Below are 16171 nucleotides of genomic sequence, written 5' to 3'. Positions count from 1 at the left end.
GTGGCTCAGGCCGGCGCGGGTGCGCGGGCCGGGGCGGGCTCGGGCGACGGCGCCGGGACGGTGACGGACTCGTGGCCGTCGGGGTGGGCCAGCAGCCACTCCCACAGCTCGACCGGGTCGTCGAAGATCCGCTCGCTGCCGCAGTGGCAGACCGCGCGGAGCCGGTCGGTGCCCAGGACCCAGTGGATGCGGTAGACGCGGTCCCCGCCCAGCACGGGCGGGGCCTCCGGGATGCCGGCGCTCATCGGGCGGGGGCCGCCGGGGCGTTGCGCGGGGCCTGCCCGACCATGCGGGCGAGCATGCGGCGCGCGGCCAGGCCGCCGGTGTCGATGTTGATCGAGAGCTCCTGGTAGCCCTCGGGCTCGCGCTGGATCACCTGCTCGAGCACGTCGAGGGCCTCGACGTCCTGGAGCACGACGGTCCGGTTGTTCTCGGCGAGGAAGGCCGAGACCTCCTCGTCGTCGAGGGCGAAGTCACGGGCGACCATCCAGAAGTCGTGCGTGGAGTGCTCGGTCTCCGGGGTGATCGCGTAGACGACCTCGACGTGGAAGGCGTCGGGGTCGGTGCCGTCGGGGTTCGGGACGGAGCCGACCGGGGCGATCCGGCTGTGCAGCTTGTACAGGCACGGCGGGGTGTACTCGATGTCCTGCCAGCGGGCGATGCGCCCCTGCAGGCCGGTCGACCTCGAGTAGAACGGCGGGCACTCGGCGTCGTCCATGTGTCGGGAGACGTAGACGATCCCGGCCTCGTCGTCGACCTCGGTGGTGATCGGGGTCGAGGCGACCTCGGGGGTGCCGATGTAGCCGCCGTGCAGGTAGGTCTCGTGCGACAGGTCGAGCAGGTTGTCGACCAGCAGCGAGAACCGGGCCTGCAGCGGCTCCATCCCGCGGACGGTGGTGAAGTCCGGCGAGGCCAGGTAGGGCACGCGCGGGATGCGGGTCGGATCCGCCAGCGCGGGGTCGCCGATCCAGACCCAGACCAGGGAGTCGAGCTCGACGACCGGGTACGGGGTGAGCCGGGCGGTGCGCGGCACGCGGGTCTGGCCGGGCACGGCGACGCACTTGCCGTCGGCGCCGTAGGTGAAGCCGTGGTAGCCGCAGACCACCTTGTCGTCGACCAGCCGCGACGGCGCCTGGGAGAGCGGGAAACGGCGGTGCACGCAGCGGTCGGAGTTGGCGACGACCTCGCCGGACTCCGTGCGCCAGAACAGGATCGGCTCGTCGCAGATGGTCCGGGCGAACAGTTCGTTGCGGATCTCGGAGCCGTACGCGGCGACGTACCACTGGTTGCGCGGGATGGTGCTCACGAGGACGCTCCCTCGACTCGGGCCGTGGTGGGTTCGGCGGTGTCCGGGGTGGTGCCCGGGGTGGTGGTGTCCGGGGTGGCGCTGTCGGTCCTGCGCAGCCGGAGGAGGAAGAGCAGGGCCGCGGTCACGACGAAGACCGCGCCGAAGGCGATGTAGAGCTGCTCGGGCGTCCACCCGCCGTCGAGCAGGGTGCCGGCGAGGGTCGGGGCGAGGATCGCGCCGGCGCGGCCGATGGCCAGGCCGGTGCCCACGCCCGTGGTGCGCACGGCGGGCTCGTAGACGGTCGGGGTGAGGGCGTAGAGCCCGGCGACGCAGCCGTTGACGAACACGCCGATCACGGCGGCGACCACGAAGGCCAGGGCGAGCGACGACGACGCCCCGATGAAGACCGCCAGCAGCACGCCGGTCGCCACCAGGTAGGTCGCCAGGACGGTGCGCAGGGCGAACTTCGCGGCGAGCAGGCCGAGCAGCGCGGCGCCGAAGATGCCGCCGACGTTGAGCAGGGTGCCGCCGGCGATCCCCGCGGTGGGGGAGAGGCCGGCCTCGACCAGCAGGGTCGGCGTCCAGCTCGTCACGAAGTAGAAGCCGGCCATGATGCAGAAGAAGACGACCCAGAGCACCAGCGTGGTCCGGCGCAGCCGCGGGGTGAGCAGCTCCCGGTACCCGGCACCGACGCCCTTCGGCGCCGAGGTCTGCGCGGGCAGCGCGCTCAGCGCGGCGTGCCCCATCCGGGCGAGCAGGGCGTTGACCCGCTCCAGGGCGCCCGCCGGGCGGCGGGCCAGCAGGAAGTCCAGCGACTCGGGCAGCCGCCACCAGACCAGCGGGATCGACGCGGCCGTCGCGAGCCCGCCGACCAGGAACACCGACCGCCAGCCGAACTGGCCGATCAGGACGGCCGCGAGCAGGCCGCCGAGGGTGGCGCCCAGCGCGTAGCCGGTGGAGTTCAGGCTCACCGCGAGGCCCCGCCAGCGGCGCGAGGCGTACTCCGCGGCGATGACGTTGCTGGTGGCGAGGATGCCGCCGATGCCGAGGCCGGTCACCGCGCGGAGCACGCCGAGCTGGACCGGCGACTGGCTGACCGCGGACAGCAGCATGGCGGCCGCCGCGACGGCGAGGCAGCCGAGCACGATCGGCCGCCGGCCGAACCGGTCGGCCCACGGGGCCACGACCATCGACCCGACGGCCATGCCGATCAGGCCGGCGGAGAGCAGCAGGCCGAGCTGGGCGCCGTTCAGGCCCCAGTCGGCGGAGACGGCCTTGCCGGTGAAGGCCATCACCAGCACGTCGAAGCCGTCGAGCATGTTGAGCAGCACGCACACGACGACGGCACCCCACTGGAAGCGGGACATCGGCCGGTCGTCGATCAGCTCCCGGACCGTGGCGCTCATCCGCGCCGGCCCTCGGGTGCGGGAAGGGTGGGAGGACGCATGGCAGCACTCCGTTGTCGTCTGCGCCGGGCCCGCCGGCGGGAACGTGGTGGCCGGGGCGGGCGCCGCCCGGGTCGGGTCCCGGTGCGGTGTCGAGAGCATGCGTTCCGCGGCCGCCCGCGCCGAACACGACTTCCGGCAAATGGAAGGGTTTGTGGGGCCGGCCGCGCGCTCAGCCCGGGCGGTACCCCTCGCCGAGGGCCCGGCCGATGGCCCGGGCGCTGGTCCTGACCAGCGGGCTCAGCGAATGCGGCGACGCCGTGCCGTGCCGGACCACGAGCGAGACGGCGGCGACGACCTGCCCGCGGTCGTCCTGGATCGGTGCGGCGACCGACAGGGCGTCCATGGTCACCTGGCGGTCGCTGATCGCGAACCCGTTCGTGCGGACGTCGGCCAGCATGCGGCGCAGCTGCTCGGCGTCGGTGACGGTGCGCTCGGTGAAGCGCTCGATGCGGCCGCCGAGGACGTCCTCCTGCACCTCGACGGGGGCGTGCGCGAGCAGGACGAGCCCGACGCCGGTCGCGGTGAGCGCGAACCGCCCCCCCACCCGGGTCAGCACCGGGACCGCGCCGGACCCGCCGATCCGCTCGACGAACACGACCTCGGTGCCCTCCCGGACGGCGAGCTGGACGTTCTCCCGGGTGATCTGGGACAGGTCCTCGAGGAAGGGCAGGGCACGTTCGCGCAGGCCCTGACCGCGCGGGGCGAGCGCACCCAGCTCCCAGAGGCGCAGCCCGATCCGGTAGCAGCCGGAGGCGTCGCGCTCCAGGGCGCCCCACTCGACGAGCTCGCCGAGGAGCCGGTGCGCGGTCGACAGCGGCATCCCGGCGTGCCGGGCGAGCTGGCTGAGCGTCATCGCCGGGCGGGCCGGGCCGAACGCGCCGAGCAGCGCGAGCCCGCGGGTCAGCACCGGGCCCGTCGGCCCCGCCGGTCGACCGCGCCCCGCCATGTCCGCTCCCCGCTCGTCCGTTCGCCGCGCCCGGATGCCCGGTGTGTGCTTGTCTACCGCAGCGGAGTTCGATCGGTTCCGGTCGCGGCGTCCCCGGGGTCCGGCCCGGTGGCGTCGGCGCTCCGCCCGGCGGCGGGAGGTCGCGATGACCGGGATGTACGACGTCGCCGTGGTCGGGGCGGGACCCGCCGGGAGCGCGGCGGCCCTCCGGGTGCTGCAGCTGCGGCCCGACGCCCGGGTGCTGCTGCTCGACGCGGCCGACTTCCCGCGCGACAAGACCTGCGGCGACGGGGTGGCCGCCGGCGTCTTCGACCTGCTCGCGGCCCTGGGTGTGCCCGATCTCGTCGAGCTCGGCGGGTCCGTGCCGCGGCTGCACGTGCGCTCGCCGCGCGGGGCCGTCGTCGACCGACACTGCGCTCGTCCCAACCGCGTCGTGCCCCGGGCCGTGCTCGACGACGCCCTGGTCAGCGCCTGTGTCGCACGCGGGGCCCGGCTGCGGCGGCAGCGGGTCCGCCGCCTCGACGCCCACGCCGACCACGTGGTGCTCGACGGCGACACGGCCGCCCGCGCGGTGATCGGGGCGGACGGCGCCAACTCCGCCGTCCGGCGTAGCCTCGGCATCCCGGGCCGGCCGGGGGAGACGGCCGTGGCGGTCCGCGGCTACACCCCGCAGGCCCCCACGACGCCCGGAGCGCTGCACATCGCGTTCGCCGAGGGCCGCCGGCCCGCCTACGCCTGGTCCTTCCCGCTCGCCGGCGGCGGCGCGAACGTCGGCTACGGGATCTTCGACGGGACCGCCCCGACCAGTCGCGACGAGCTCCTCGCCGGGCTCGGCGCACACCTGCCCGGCCAGGAGCCGGACCCGTCGACCGTTCGGGGCCACCGCCTGCCCCTGTCGACCGGCGGCCGCGTGCAGCCCGACGGGCGGGTGCTCCTCGCGGGGGACGCGGCCTCGCTGGTCAACCCGCTCACCGGGGAAGGCATCTTCGACGCCGTCGCGTCCGGGGTGCTCGCCGGCCAGGCCGCGCTGTGCGGGGCGGCCGCGGGCGCGGTCCATCGGGCGAGCCTGCGCCGCTGCTTCGCCCGGCACCACCGGCACACCGCGGCCCTCGCCCGCCTGATGCGGAGCCCCCGGTTCGTGCACGCCGCCGTGCTCGCCGCGGCCCGGGACCGGGCGGTGTTCGACGACGTCGTCGAGGTCGGCCTGGGGCGGGGCGCCGCGCACGCCCGCACCCTGGCCACGATCGGCGCGCTGTTCGTGCGGCCCGGCACGGGGCGCCGGGTGAGCATGCCCGCGGGACCCCTCCTCGCCCCGGCGACACCCTGACGACCGGCATCGCCCGCCCGGCTCCGGGCTGCCCGGCAGGGACTTCCGTGCCCGAGGTGTCCTCCGTCGTCGACGGATCATGCGCCCCCGTCGCGGACGTAGGTCAGCATCTGCTCGGGTGACCTGCCCTCGAGCCCCATCCGCTCCAGGGTCAGCCCCGTGACCCGATAGTCGACGCCGTTCAGCACACCCGCGAGCTCGATGAGCGCGTCCATGGTCGGGCAGGGGACCGAGGCCGTCCGAGCGAGCTCGACCCAGGGCACGAGGCCCCAGCCCACGTCCTCGTGCAGGTAGCGGTGGTCGAGCGTCGGCGGCGCCCTGACGGCCCGGATGGCTTCTCCCGCCTGCAACGCGGGATGGGCCCGACCGGCACGGGCGGCGTCGGGAGTCGTGTACCCGGCGTCCCGGAGGATCTCCACGAACGAGGTGGCGGGCACGCCCAGGCGGTCGGCCAGGGCCAGTCGCTCGGCGTCGACCGCGTCCATCACCCGGGCGAGACCAGGGCCGGTCCCCTCCTGGTAGATGCAGAACGCCCCGCCCGTCGCCTCGATCCAGCTCGCGTTGCCCACCATCTGAGCCGGATGCATGACGGCGTTGATGTTCATCAGGTCGAGCTCGAGGACGGTCGACGCGACGCCGAACTGCCCGGGCAGCAACTGATCCAGCTGCTCGGCGCACTCGTCGAACGCGCTCGCGGGGAAGGCGCCCGCCTTCGCCCGGCTCAGCCGGAAGACACCGACGGCGGCCGGCCCCGACTTCCGTGACCCGTGACTCGCCGTGGAGAGCTGGCAGATCCGCGGAACGGGCGAGCCGGCCCGGCGGAACTCGGCCGCGAGGAACAGCGCGCCGCCGCTGTGGCCCGGGTCGAGCCACAGCAGCTGGTCGGGCGAACACTCCGCCACCAGTCCGGCGGCCAGGGACGGCAGCGCCGGGGTCGGCACCGTCACCGCGACGACGTCCGCCCCGGTGATCGCCTCGCGCATCGACGTGGTCAGCGCAGGGATCGGCACCACCCCGCTGACCGCTCCGGTCACGGTGATCGCGCCCGCCTCCCGGATCGGACGCAGCGGTTCCTCGGAGCGCGTCCACAGCCGCACCGGGACGTCGCGAAGGGTCAGGTGCGCCGCCAGCGCACACCCGACGTTCCCGGCCCCGAGCACCGCGACCGCCCCGGCCACAGCTCCTCCCCTCGCCGAGACCCCGCCGACGGCCGGGCAGGGATCCAGGCACGTCGACAGACACTTGCTGACGGCGCGGCCGCTCGACCGCCGGCGAGCCCGCCGTTGCGCTCCCGGGAGACGAACGGCCGCGCCGCTGCGGGTTCCGGAGGAAGGGTGAGGACCCGCAGCCCGGAGATTCCCGGGGACGCCCCACCGCCGAACGCCCTGTCCAGGTTCGACGCGGACGTGCACGGGTTTCCGCAGCCCCGAGACACCTGCGGGGGAGGCGGCCGGGCCTGGGTGCGCCCCGGCACCACCCGGCACCACCCGGCACACGGGCGGTACCGTCCTCGGCACGCGACGACAGGCCGATCGGCCGGGGGGCGTTCATGACGATCATCGTCCGGGGCGAGCTACGAGCTCTCGCCGGCAGGCGTGAGGAGTTCACCGCGCTGGCGGTCGCCCTCGCCGAGGTCGCCCGGGACGAACCGGGAACCCTCCGCTACGAGTGGTACACCGGCGACGGCCCGGACGACCTCGTCGTCATCGAGGAGTACACCGATCCCGAGGCGGCCCTGGCGCACAACCGACAGTGTGCCGAGCTCCTGCAGCGCGTTCCCGCGCTGGCCGAGGTGATCTCCGTGCACCTGCACGGCACGCTCGGTCCCGAACTGCAGGCGTGGATCGCCGATGTCCCGGTCGCCCACGGCCATCCACCCCTGAGCCCGGCCTGAGGCCCACCGCGCCGGCGAAGCCGGTCTTCCTGGGCGGTTCTGCGTTCGTGATCCCGACTACGGGCCGCGCACCGTGTGCTCTCGGACCACCCTGCGCTGTCGGAGATCAGCGCGGGAGGGGTCCGACGTCCGGCCGGCGCCCGGAGCGCAGGGCGGCGTGCCGCTGACCCGGACCGGGGCCGGAGCGCGCCGCGAGCGCGTCCGCCACCGCGCCCGTGGCGAAGGCGTAGACGGCCTTGTGCAGCAGGTCCACCGCGAGCTCCGGGCGCGGCCAGGTCTGCGGCGGCGCCCCGACCCCCGTCGCGTTCTCCAGGATCTGGTCGTTCGTCAGGCGCACCACGGCGAACATCGCCGAGGCCACGGGGCCGCGCAGCCCGACGCCGGCCATCACGCTGCGCAGCACGCCGAGCAGCGCTCCCTGCCCGAAGTGCATCGCCCAGTTGACGGCGACCGGCTGGCGCCCCGGCTGCTCCGGGGCCCCGGCCAGACGTTCCAACGTCCGCGCCGGGACGTGGGAGTCCGGCCGGCCCGTCAGCCGTTGCTCGATCTTCTCGCCGACGGTCATCACCGCCACCCCGCAGGCCCCTGCCACGGCCCCCTGCCACAACGCGCGCGTCAGCATGCCCTCGGCCTACCCGCCTCGGCGCGCGTGACTCCCGTGTCGCACAAGGTCCTTCGTCCCTTGCCGTTCCGAGCCGGGCCGGGGAACCGTGGCAGGGCTCCTGGCCCGACGCCGGCGGAGGTCGATGCCGACATGACCCGCGACGAGATCCGTGAATGGCTGGTCGAGCTGCTCCTCGACAAGGTCCGGGAGGTCCGCTACCCCAGCTACACCCACCTCGATCTCATCGAGCGGTGGATCCCCCGGCACATGATCCCGGAGTACCTGGAGGTGCTCCGGGAGAAGGTCGAGCAGGACTGCTACCCGAGCATCCCCCTGCTGCGCAGGATCCGGCGCGTGGCGGAGCGGCTGCCGCACGACCACGACCACCACGACCACCACGACCACCACGACGACCACGACGACCACGACGACCACGACGACCACGACGACGAGCGAGACGAGCCCGACGAGCGCGACGAGTCGGCGGCCGGCTAGGCCCAGCTCACGGCTGCGAGTTCACGCGCTGCGCCCGGCTGCGAGTTCACGCGCTGCGCCCGTGCACCGACCCGATCGGAGGGCGCTCGGTCAGGGCGACGACCGTCGGGCCGCGTCCGCGGCGACGGTGGCGAGCGCGGCGCGCATGATGTGGCCGACGAACGGGCGCACGAGCGTCCAGTACCGGGCGAACCGGCGGGCGGAGTCCGGCTCGGTGACCAGGGTGCGGGCCTCGTACGAGACGAGCGTGCGGGACGTGCCGTAGGGGCGGAGCGAGAAGTTCGCGGCGATCTTGCCCCACCCCGGGTCGGCGAAGGCCGCGAAGTCCTCCGGTGCCATGCCGGAGACGTCGTACCACTCGATCGCGGGCTGCCAGAACCGGCCGACCGCGCCCAGGGCGATCTCCTGCCCGGCGACCTCGCCGAGGGACAGCCAGCCCGGCAGCGGGGGTCCGCCGCGCAGCGGGAGCCGGGCCGGCGGCGCGGCGGGAGCCGGGCGGCCGCGGAGCCGGGCGAACCGGTCGGGCAGCCCTCGCGCGGCCATCGCCGCGTCCGTCAGGGGCGAGTGCACCCGCGCGAGGTCGAGCGCGCAGAGCGCCTGCCAGGTCGCGGCGGGGTCCGCGTCGGCGACGGTGTGCTCGACGAGCGTCCGGTCGAACCGCGGCAGGTACCGGTCGATGAGCATCTCGGTCGCCGCGGCGGGTGCGGTCGGGGTCGTGGATTGCGTCGTCACGGTCCTCGACGGTCCTCCCGTGGGCCGCGGCGGCACAGAGCCCTTGGTCTCCTCCCGACGAGGTCTCGTGGGGCGACCTTTCCGGGCCGTCAGGCCAGCAGCGCCCGGGCGGTGTCCCACATGTCCTGCACGATCGTCCCCGCGGGGGCTGGGCGCGCGAGCGCCGCACCCTGCCCCGCCCACTGGTTGACCCGGTCCACCCCGGCCGCGCCCCCACGCCGCCACTGCCCGACGAGTCGGCGCTGGTCGGGGTACAGCGCGGGCGGAGGAGCCCCGGGGCGCGACCACGCCGACACGAAGTCCGTCGGCACGGCGCGGCCGAGCCGACCGGAGTAGGCGCGGGTCGGAACCGTCCGCTCCGGCGGCAGGTCCGCCAACGCCTCGGCCCAGGTCTCGTCGATCCCCGCCTCCGGCGACCGCAGCAGCGCCGTGCCGACCTGCACGGCGCTGGCGCCGAGCGCCAAGGCCGCGGCGACGCCCCGTCCGTCGGCGATCCCGCCGGCGGCGACGACGGGGACCCGCAGCCGGTCGACCAGGTGGGGGAGCAGGGCGAAGAGCCCGACGTCCGTGCGCTCGGCCACGGCGGCATCGAAGGTGCCGCGGTGGCCGCCCGCCTCCATCCCCTGAGCGACGATCGCGTCGGCGCCGGCGTCCTGGGCGGCCACGGCGTCGGCCAGGGTGGTCGCGCAGGCGAACCAGGCGATCCCGCGGGCGTGCATCCGCTCGACGTAGTCCGGCTCGAACAGGCCCATGATCGAGGAGATCACGGTCGGCGCGGCCTCGAGCATGGCCTCGCACTGCTCGGCGAAGACCGGGGCGGCGGGACCGGCTTCGCCCGGCGCGCCGAAGCCCGCGAGGTACTCCTCGGCGGCACGCCGGCGGTCGGGATCGTCGGCCGGCGGGTCCGGGATCCAGATGTTGAGCTGGAAGGGTCCCGCCGAGCCGGCTCGGAACCGCTCCACCCAGTCCCTGATCCGCTCGGGCGGGTCCAGGACGACACCGTCGGCGCCCATCCCGCCCGCCTCCGCCACCGCGATCGCCAACTCCGGCGGGCAGGCCCCGGCCATCGGGGCCTCCAGGATCGGCAGCCGCAGGCCGAACCGGTCGCAGAACTCCGTCACGCGTCGCTGCATGCCGTCATCCGACCACAGACGAGGATCACGCAGGGCAACGGTGCTCGTCAGGGGTCGTCGAGCGACGGAACGGGGCCCGGACCAGCACGCGCCGGTGCGCCGGCACCCCGTCGAGGAACGGACTCGTATCACCGGGGTGTCGCGACCTCTCGTGACTCGACGGGACACTGCCGAAGCGTCGAGTGCGGAGACCGTCATGCGTGTCGTGGTCGTGGGAGCGGGGCCGACAGGACTGTTCACCGCCATGGCGTTGGCCCGGCGGGGTCACCGGGTCACCGTCGTCGATCGCGACACCGGCCCTCGACCGGACGGGTCGTGGCCCCGGCGCGGCGTGATGCAGTTCCACCACCCGCACGCGTTGCGCGCCCAGGTGGCCGAGGCGCTGCAGGCGGAGCTGCCCGAGGTGTGGGACGACCTGCTCGACGCCGGCGCCGAGCCCGTCACCGCTGCTCCCGGTCCGGGGAGTTTGGGTGCACCTGCGGAGCTGATGGCGGTGCGGTGCCGCCGACTGACCTTCGAACGGGTCCTGCGGGCGGCCGCCGAGCGCCAGCCGGGCGTGGTCCTCCACACCGGTCATGTCGACGAGGTGTGCATCGATCGCGGCAGGGCCACCGGCGTCCGTACCGATTGCACGACGCTGGACGCCGACCTGGTCATCGCGGCGACCGGACGTGCCGGTCGGCTCGGCGCCGCTCGGCGCGCCCCGGCCCGGGGCGGGGACTGTGGCATCGCCTACGTCTCCCGCCAGTACCGCCTCCACCCGGGGGCGCAGCCGGGACCCATGAACTTCCCCCTCGGCCGGACCGACCTCTACCCCGGCTACCAGTCCATCGTGTTCCTGCACGACAACGGGATCTTCTCCACCGTCATCGCACGGTCCAGCGACGATCGGGCGCTGGCCGCCCTGCGCCTGACCGAGGTGTTCGAGGCCGCGGCCCGTGCCGTCCCGACGCTGGCCGCATGGACCGATCCCACCCGCGCGGATCCGATCACGGCCGTCCTGCCGGGCGGTCGGTTGCACAACACCTATCAGGGCCAGCTCGACGACACCGGCGCAGTGGGCCTGCCCGGGCTGGTGTTCGTCGGCGACGCCGTGTGCACCACCAACCCCGCCGTCGGGCGGGGCATCACCACCTCCCTGCTGCAGGCCCGGCAGCTCGTCCGCCTGCTCGGCCGCGACCCGTCCGACGTCGTCGGCCTCACCCTCGCCTTCGACGCCTGGTGCTCCGAGAACATCGCGCCGTGGTTCGAGGACCACGTCTACTGGGACGCCGAGCAGAGGCGCCGTTGGGGCGGCGCCGACATCGACCTCACCCGGCCGCTGCCCTCCGACCTGATCGTGGCGGCCGCCCAGGCCGACCCCGCGCTGTTCGACCTCGTCGGGCCCTACCTCGGCATGCGGGCCCTCCCGGCCAGCCTGGACGCAGCCCGACCCCGAGCCGCGGAGATCTACGCCGGCGGCTGGCGCCCGCCGGTCCCGGACGGCCCCACCCGTGACGAGCTCGCCGCCCTCGCCGCCACCTATGCGAGCACGAGCGCCACCCCGTAGATCACTCGCGTGAGTGGCCTCGGTTCGCGCCGGGCCGGGCATCGAGACGCGTGAGGCCGGGGCGCCTCCCGGTTTTCAGCTCCTCGCGTGCCTCGGACTGCCCGCTGACCCAGGAGAAGAGGTGTTCTCCTCAGTCGAGCTGGCAGGGCTCTTATCAAGATCTGTAACTCATTGTCGATATAGAGATACAGACTTGGTAGAAGCGGCACCCGATGGGTTTCCGATACGACGATCGCCGCAGGTGAGACAGCACGGGCGACGAGCCGCGGTGGCCGCGGGTGCGGCCCTGGACCCGCCGAGGTGCGGCCGGGCTGCGCGCTGGCGAAAGGCCGTGTACTCAGCCGGGGGAGTGGACCGCCCGGGACGCGAAGCAAGCACCCACGCCAAGCCCTGGGCGAGTTCCTGCACCTGCGCCTGGCCCAGGCGATCGCCGGCGGACCCCCCGCTCCAGCCACGTTATGACAACTACCGCCGAGCCGAGCCCACATCGGGGCAGGGGCGGGGGAGCGACGGATTGGCCGCCTGCACTCGTCGGCTCGCGCCTGCGAGCAGACCGACGGGCGTCGAACCAAGTTCGCCGCGCGCCAACTCGCGAGCTACACCGCCACCTCGGCGCCACAACTCCGGCCTCGGACCTTCGCGATCCTGGGCCGCCCCAAGGATCCAGGCTGCGCCTTCCGCTGCCCGCTGTCGCTGCGTAGAAGTACGTACGGCCCAGCGCCCCGGCACTGGGCCGAGCCCACCAGCCGGGGTCTTGCCAGCGTGGAGGCATGTTCGGGTGATCAAGCCAGGGTGAGGACCCACATCGTCACGGGACGGGTCGGGGCGAAGCGCGTGCCTGCTCCTCGAGGCCTACTTGCCGTGCTCTCGGAACGAGGAGGATATTTCCGCGCGCCATCGATGACTCGAACGAACGGGAACGGAGGGGCATTCGATGGACCCGGAGAAGCAGTCCGCGACACCCTTCAGCTCGGCAGCCGATCTTTTGGAATCGGATCTTCGCGGTGATCTCGTCCGCCCGGGGGACGCGGACTACGAGGACGCCCGGCGGATCTACAACGCGATGATCGACCGGCGGCCCGAGATCATTGTTCGCTGCGCCGGTGTAGGTGACGTCATAGACGCAGTCAGATTCGGTCGAGCCCACGGCTTGCCGATTGCTGTCCGAGGAGGGGGGCACAACGTCACCGGTAACGCCTTGGCCGACCGCGGCTTGACGATCGATCTTTCTCCGATGAAGGGGCTGCACATTGATCCGCGGCTCAGAATCATCCGGGCGGAAGCCGGCCTGACCTGGCTGGAGGTCAACCACGATCTCCAACACTTCGGGCTTGCCGCCGCCGGCGGCTTCGTGGGGACGACCGGAATCGCCGGTCTCACGCTGGGCGGTGGACTCGGATGGCTGGTCCGGAAGCACGGCCTCGCCTGCGACAACCTGGTCGCGGTCGACATCGTGACCGCCGACGGGCGCCTGTTGCAGGCCAGCAAGGACGACAACCCCGACCTCTTCTGGGCCATCCGGGGTGGTGGCGGCAACTTCGGGATCGTCACCTCGTTCGAGTTCGAGGTTCATCCGGCCGGCACCGTCCTCGCCGGACTGGTCGTCCATCCGGCCTCTCGCGCTCGCGAGGCCTTGAGATTCTGGCGAGACTTCGAGACCACGGCGCCCCGGGAGTTGACCGCTGGAGCACTGCTGTTCACGGCGCCTCCCGCCCCGTTCATGCCAGAAGACGTCCAGGGAACGCCGGTCGTCGGCATCGGAGGCGTTTTCACCGGAGACCTGGAGGTCGGGAAAAAGGTGCTACGGCCACTCCGCGACTGGGGCCCGCCTGTTGCAGACATCATCCAGCCGATGCCGTACAGCTCCGCGCAGACGATGGCTGATGCATTCTGGCCGCACAACTTCCAGAACTACTGGAAGTCGGACTTCCTGAACGGGCTTTCGGACGAGGCGATCGACACGATCGCAGGCCAGTTCTCGTCCGTCCCGTCACCCATGACGACGGTCGTCATCGAGCACAACGGGGATGGCGCGATGAACGACGTCGACCGCAGTGAGACTGCTTTCTGGCACAGAGACTCGTCTTACAACCTACTGATCACCTCTATGTGGGAAGATCGGGAAGTCACCGGTAAGAATATTTCCTGGACCAAGGACTTCGCCGAAGCTACCGCACGATTTGCCAGCGGCGGCGTCTATGTGAACTACCTCGGCGAGGAGGGGTCGGACAGAGTCCGATCGGCTTTCGGCGCAAACTTCGATCGACTCAGTGCGGTCAAGCGAAAGTACGATCCCGAGAACGTCTTCCGGCTGAACCAGAACATCGAGCCGACTGACTAGATCACCGCCGCAGTACTGCTACGGCAGTCGCGGCGTGTCGGAGAATCCTGAGCGCGTGTCTGCGATCACCTGCGCTCCGGGCAAGATGCAGGGAGGTGGAAGCAGCATTCGAGGCCGAACGCGCCCGCGCTGCACGACCTCGTCGACGGCCACCAGGCCGAGGACAAGGTGGCGAGGCCGTGCCCGCGGGCGACCGCGAGCTGGGCGGCGATTCGGCGCCGGCTCCAGCAGCACGAGCCCCGTAACCAAATCGACGTCGTCGAGTGCCGCCTGCAGTCCGGTGCAGAGCCGGTGGAGGAGTGCCCGACCCACCGGTGGCCAGCGCCCCGACGGCCACGGCGTCGCGCCTCCTCGAGCAGCAGCGTGGCGGCGCGGACCGGGCGTCCACCGCGCGCGTTCAGCTCCGCGACCAAGCCCCGATGCACACCGGCTTCGTTCTCGAGCGCCTCCGCAGCACGCGCCGCGATCGCACCCCGGTCGGACGGGGTGAGCCCGACAAGAACCGCGCCACAGGTCAGCGCGTGCCGCCAGCGCACGCTCCGGCCACGTCCCGGATGAGCAGCCCGGCGTCAAGGGCGGACGACAGCCCGTCGGCCACCCCGGCTGCATCCGGCCCGGAGACCCCGTCAGTAGCTGCGCGTCGAGGTCGGGACCAGCACGGCGGCGGTCCGGACCAGCTCCCGAACCCGGGGCGCCAGTCCGGCGACCCGGGTCTCGACCAGAGCCAGATGGGAGGGAGGCGGTTCGTGGCGGGCGTGCTCGTCATCCGAGAGCACCCGAAGCAGTGCCAGCACCGCCTCACCAAGAACACCTACGGGATCGACCACTGCGTACCCACGGACGGCCCGGGCGGCCAAGTCGGCAAGATCCGTGCAAGCACCACGCGGTACGGCAACAGCCACTCCTCATCGGCGAGGGCAGGCGCGACCCGAACCAGCGCCTCCGCCACCGGGCGGAACGGGCCCCACCGGGCGCCGCGCGCCCCGACGCGACCACCGCGCCGGCGTCCGTGACGCGCCGCGTCAGCTCCTCGAGCAGCGTCGTCTTCCTGCTGCCCGCACAGCCCGTACCAGGATGATCTGGCCCGGCCCGCCGTCGCAGGCATCAAGCACGGCGCGTCCGGCCCCTGACGTCCGAACTTGCTCCTCGCCCGAGGTGACTAGGCTGCGAACCACACATCTGTCGTTCGCGGAGCGAGGGGATCCACGGATCTCCGGGAGGAGAGTCGGTGGACGACGCCCAGGGCGCGGCGACGGCGGTCCGGGCTGCGGACCCGGGACGGTCGACGGGGGAGCCGCGCCGGTGCGCCTTCCGGCGCTGCCGGGAGCCGCTGCCCGTGCTGGCGGGGCGCGGCAACCGGCCGCGCTACTGCCAGGACGGCCGGACCTGGGGGAGCAAGGGGCTGAGCTGCAAGGACGCCGAGGCGGCGTTCGTGGCGGTCGAGTCGCTGCGCGAGGACGGCGATCCCACCGGCGCGGTCACCGCCGTCGACGACCTCGGTGCCCGGCTCGCCGCGGCGGCCGAACCGCTGACCGCGGTGCTCGACGGGGTCTCGGTGCTGCGGGCGCAGCTCGACGAGGAGGTGCGCGAGGCGCTGGCGGCCCGGGACGCGGCGCTGGCCCGGGCGGCGGAGGACCACGGGGCGCGGCTCGCGGCGGAGGAGCGCGCGGCGCAGGCCGAGGCGGCGGCCGCCGAGGCGGCCGCACGGGCCGGCGAGGCCGTCGACCTGCGGGCGGAGGCCGACCGCGCGCGTACCCGCGCCGAGCGGGCGGCCGCCGCCGCCGTGCGCGCGCTCCTGCGGGCGGAGGGGCGTTCGGTCGCCCTCGAGGACCGGGCGGTGCGGGCGGAGGAGCTGGCCGAGGCGGCAGCGGCGCAGACCGCCCAGTTGCGGGACGAGCTGGCCGCGCTACGCGCGACCCTGACCGCCCGCGACGCCGAGTTGGACGCGGAGCGTTGCCGGGCTCGTGAGGCCGCCGACGCGCACCGGGCCGAGCTCGACTCCGAGCGCGAGCGGGCCCGCGAGGCGGCCGCCGCGCACCGGGCCGAACTGGACACCGCACTCGCCGGGCTACGCGAGGAGCACGCCTCCCGGCTCGATGCCGAGCGCACCGCCGCCATCGAGGAGCGGGACCGCACGACCGCCCGGCACCGCGAGGAGCAGGAGCGGTTGCGGGAGGAGCACGCCGCGGCCGTCGAGCGGCGGGCGGTCGAGCAGGCGCGCGAGACCGCCGAGCTGCACCGGCGGCTCGGGGCGGCCGAGCACGAGCTCGGTCTGCTCCGGGCAGCGCGGGATGACGGCGCCGGGCGCGACGACGGAGCCGGCGGCGGTCGCGACCCGCGGGGCGACGACGTCGACGGTGGTCGGGCAAACGCGGGGTGACAGCGCCGACGGACGCCGCGACCCGCGGGGACGG

Annotated in this window: 15 protein-coding genes; 6 read left to right on the top strand and 9 right to left on the bottom strand. The window is 73.8% G+C overall.

Annotated elements, in window-relative coordinates:
• Positions 1-5: 5 nt before the first annotated feature.
• The 4 genes from ABD990_RS27645 to ABD990_RS27630 form a co-directional block, all read right to left on the bottom strand.
• Positions 6-245, bottom strand: a complete 240-nt coding sequence (locus ABD990_RS27645; protein WP_345383685.1) for a hypothetical protein — start codon at positions 243-245, stop codon at positions 6-8.
• Positions 242-1306 carry a Rieske 2Fe-2S domain-containing protein gene (locus ABD990_RS27640; RefSeq protein WP_345383684.1) on the bottom strand — a complete coding sequence of 355 codons (1065 nt, stop codon included), beginning with the start codon at positions 1304-1306 and terminating at the stop codon, positions 242-244. Before ABD990_RS27640 ends, ABD990_RS27645 begins: the two co-directional genes overlap by 4 nt.
• On the bottom strand, positions 1303-2694 hold the full coding sequence (locus ABD990_RS27635) for an MFS transporter (RefSeq protein WP_345383683.1): 1392 nt from the start codon (positions 2692-2694) through the stop codon (positions 1303-1305). The genes ABD990_RS27640 and ABD990_RS27635 overlap by 4 nt, the downstream gene beginning before the upstream one ends.
• Before the next feature lie 211 nt (positions 2695-2905).
• Entirely contained in the window at positions 2906-3682 is a 777-nt protein-coding gene (locus tag ABD990_RS27630) for an IclR family transcriptional regulator (RefSeq protein ID WP_345383682.1), read from the bottom strand.
• 145 nt (positions 3683-3827) lie between these two features.
• On the opposite strand from ABD990_RS27630, the gene ABD990_RS27625 reads away from it, so the two are divergent.
• Positions 3828-5009 (top strand): geranylgeranyl reductase family protein, encoded by a 1182-nt coding sequence (locus ABD990_RS27625; protein WP_345383681.1) that lies wholly within the window; start codon positions 3828-3830, stop codon positions 5007-5009.
• A gap of 77 nt (positions 5010-5086) precedes the next feature.
• On the opposite strand, the gene ABD990_RS27620 is transcribed toward ABD990_RS27625, so the two are convergent.
• The gene (locus tag ABD990_RS27620; protein WP_345383680.1) at positions 5087-6187 is read right to left on the bottom strand and encodes an NAD/NADP octopine/nopaline dehydrogenase family protein; all 1101 of its coding nucleotides are present in this window, start codon (positions 6185-6187) and stop codon (positions 5087-5089) included.
• Between the two features lie 371 nt (positions 6188-6558).
• Between ABD990_RS27620 and ABD990_RS27615 the strand changes: the two genes are divergently transcribed.
• The gene (locus ABD990_RS27615) at positions 6559-6903 is read left to right on the top strand and encodes a putative quinol monooxygenase (protein WP_345383679.1); all 345 of its coding nucleotides are present in this window, start codon (positions 6559-6561) and stop codon (positions 6901-6903) included.
• 106 nt (positions 6904-7009) lie between these two features.
• On the opposite strand, the gene ABD990_RS27610 is transcribed toward ABD990_RS27615, so the two are convergent.
• Positions 7010-7525, bottom strand: coding sequence for a hypothetical protein (locus tag ABD990_RS27610; RefSeq protein WP_345383678.1), 516 nt, complete (start codon positions 7523-7525; stop codon positions 7010-7012).
• A 132-nt stretch (positions 7526-7657) separates the two neighbouring features.
• Between ABD990_RS27610 and ABD990_RS27605 the strand changes: the two genes are divergently transcribed.
• Complete coding sequence (locus ABD990_RS27605) at positions 7658-8002, top strand: hypothetical protein (protein WP_345383677.1); 345 nt, start codon at positions 7658-7660, stop codon at positions 8000-8002.
• A gap of 90 nt (positions 8003-8092) precedes the next feature.
• On the opposite strand, the gene ABD990_RS27600 is transcribed toward ABD990_RS27605, so the two are convergent.
• Positions 8093-8734, bottom strand: coding sequence for a hypothetical protein (locus ABD990_RS27600; RefSeq protein ID WP_345383676.1), 642 nt, complete (start codon positions 8732-8734; stop codon positions 8093-8095).
• Between the two features lie 89 nt (positions 8735-8823).
• Positions 8824-9867, bottom strand: a complete 1044-nt coding sequence (locus tag ABD990_RS27595) for an NAD(P)H-dependent flavin oxidoreductase (RefSeq protein ID WP_345383675.1) — start codon at positions 9865-9867, stop codon at positions 8824-8826.
• A 196-nt stretch (positions 9868-10063) separates the two neighbouring features.
• Here ABD990_RS27595 and ABD990_RS27590 point away from each other — a divergent pair, with 196 nt between their 5' ends.
• Positions 10064-11416: an FAD-dependent oxidoreductase gene (locus ABD990_RS27590; RefSeq protein ID WP_345383674.1), complete on the top strand. Its 1353-nt coding sequence runs from the start codon at positions 10064-10066 to the stop codon at positions 11414-11416.
• A 934-nt stretch (positions 11417-12350) separates the two neighbouring features.
• On the top strand, positions 12351-13757 hold the full coding sequence (locus ABD990_RS27585) for an FAD-binding oxidoreductase (protein ID WP_345383673.1): 1407 nt from the start codon (positions 12351-12353) through the stop codon (positions 13755-13757).
• Positions 13758-14383: 626 nt separating this feature from the next.
• Here the strand turns inward: ABD990_RS27585 and ABD990_RS27580 are convergent.
• Positions 14384-14551 carry a hypothetical protein gene (locus ABD990_RS27580; RefSeq protein ID WP_345383672.1) on the bottom strand — a complete coding sequence of 56 codons (168 nt, stop codon included), beginning with the start codon at positions 14549-14551 and terminating at the stop codon, positions 14384-14386.
• A gap of 434 nt (positions 14552-14985) precedes the next feature.
• On the opposite strand from ABD990_RS27580, the gene ABD990_RS27575 reads away from it, so the two are divergent.
• The gene (locus ABD990_RS27575; protein ID WP_345383671.1) at positions 14986-16137 is read left to right on the top strand and encodes a hypothetical protein; all 1152 of its coding nucleotides are present in this window, start codon (positions 14986-14988) and stop codon (positions 16135-16137) included.
• Positions 16138-16171: the final 34 nt, after the last annotated feature.

It is taken from the genome of Pseudonocardia yuanmonensis, from assembly GCF_039542425.1.
In the GTDB taxonomy this organism is placed as follows: Bacteria; Actinomycetota; Actinomycetes; order Mycobacteriales; family Pseudonocardiaceae; genus Pseudonocardia; species Pseudonocardia yuanmonensis.
The sequence above is the reverse complement of the archived record's forward strand: the minus strand, read 5'-3'. Positions and strand labels throughout refer to the sequence as shown.

Excerpts from the sequence above, each read along its gene's own strand:
- ABD990_RS27645 (WP_345383685.1), bottom strand. The coding sequence starts at position 245 with ATGAGCGCCGGCATCCCGGAGGCCCCGCCCGTGCTGGGCGGGGACCGC.
- ABD990_RS27635 (WP_345383683.1), bottom strand. The coding sequence starts at position 2,694 with ATGAGCGCCACGGTCCGGGAGCTGATCGACGACCGGCCGATGTCCCGC.
- ABD990_RS27630 (WP_345383682.1), bottom strand. The coding sequence starts at position 3,682 with ATGGCGGGGCGCGGTCGACCGGCGGGGCCGACGGGCCCGGTGCTGACC.
- ABD990_RS27625 (WP_345383681.1), top strand. The coding sequence starts at position 3,828 with ATGACCGGGATGTACGACGTCGCCGTGGTCGGGGCGGGACCCGCCGGG.
- ABD990_RS27615 (WP_345383679.1), top strand. The coding sequence starts at position 6,559 with ATGACGATCATCGTCCGGGGCGAGCTACGAGCTCTCGCCGGCAGGCGT.
- ABD990_RS27610 (WP_345383678.1), bottom strand. The coding sequence starts at position 7,525 with ATGCTGACGCGCGCGTTGTGGCAGGGGGCCGTGGCAGGGGCCTGCGGG.
- ABD990_RS27605 (WP_345383677.1), top strand. The coding sequence starts at position 7,658 with ATGACCCGCGACGAGATCCGTGAATGGCTGGTCGAGCTGCTCCTCGAC.
- ABD990_RS27595 (WP_345383675.1), bottom strand. The coding sequence starts at position 9,867 with ATGCAGCGACGCGTGACGGAGTTCTGCGACCGGTTCGGCCTGCGGCTG.
- ABD990_RS27590 (WP_345383674.1), top strand. The coding sequence starts at position 10,064 with ATGCGTGTCGTGGTCGTGGGAGCGGGGCCGACAGGACTGTTCACCGCC.
- ABD990_RS27585 (WP_345383673.1), top strand. The coding sequence starts at position 12,351 with ATGGACCCGGAGAAGCAGTCCGCGACACCCTTCAGCTCGGCAGCCGAT.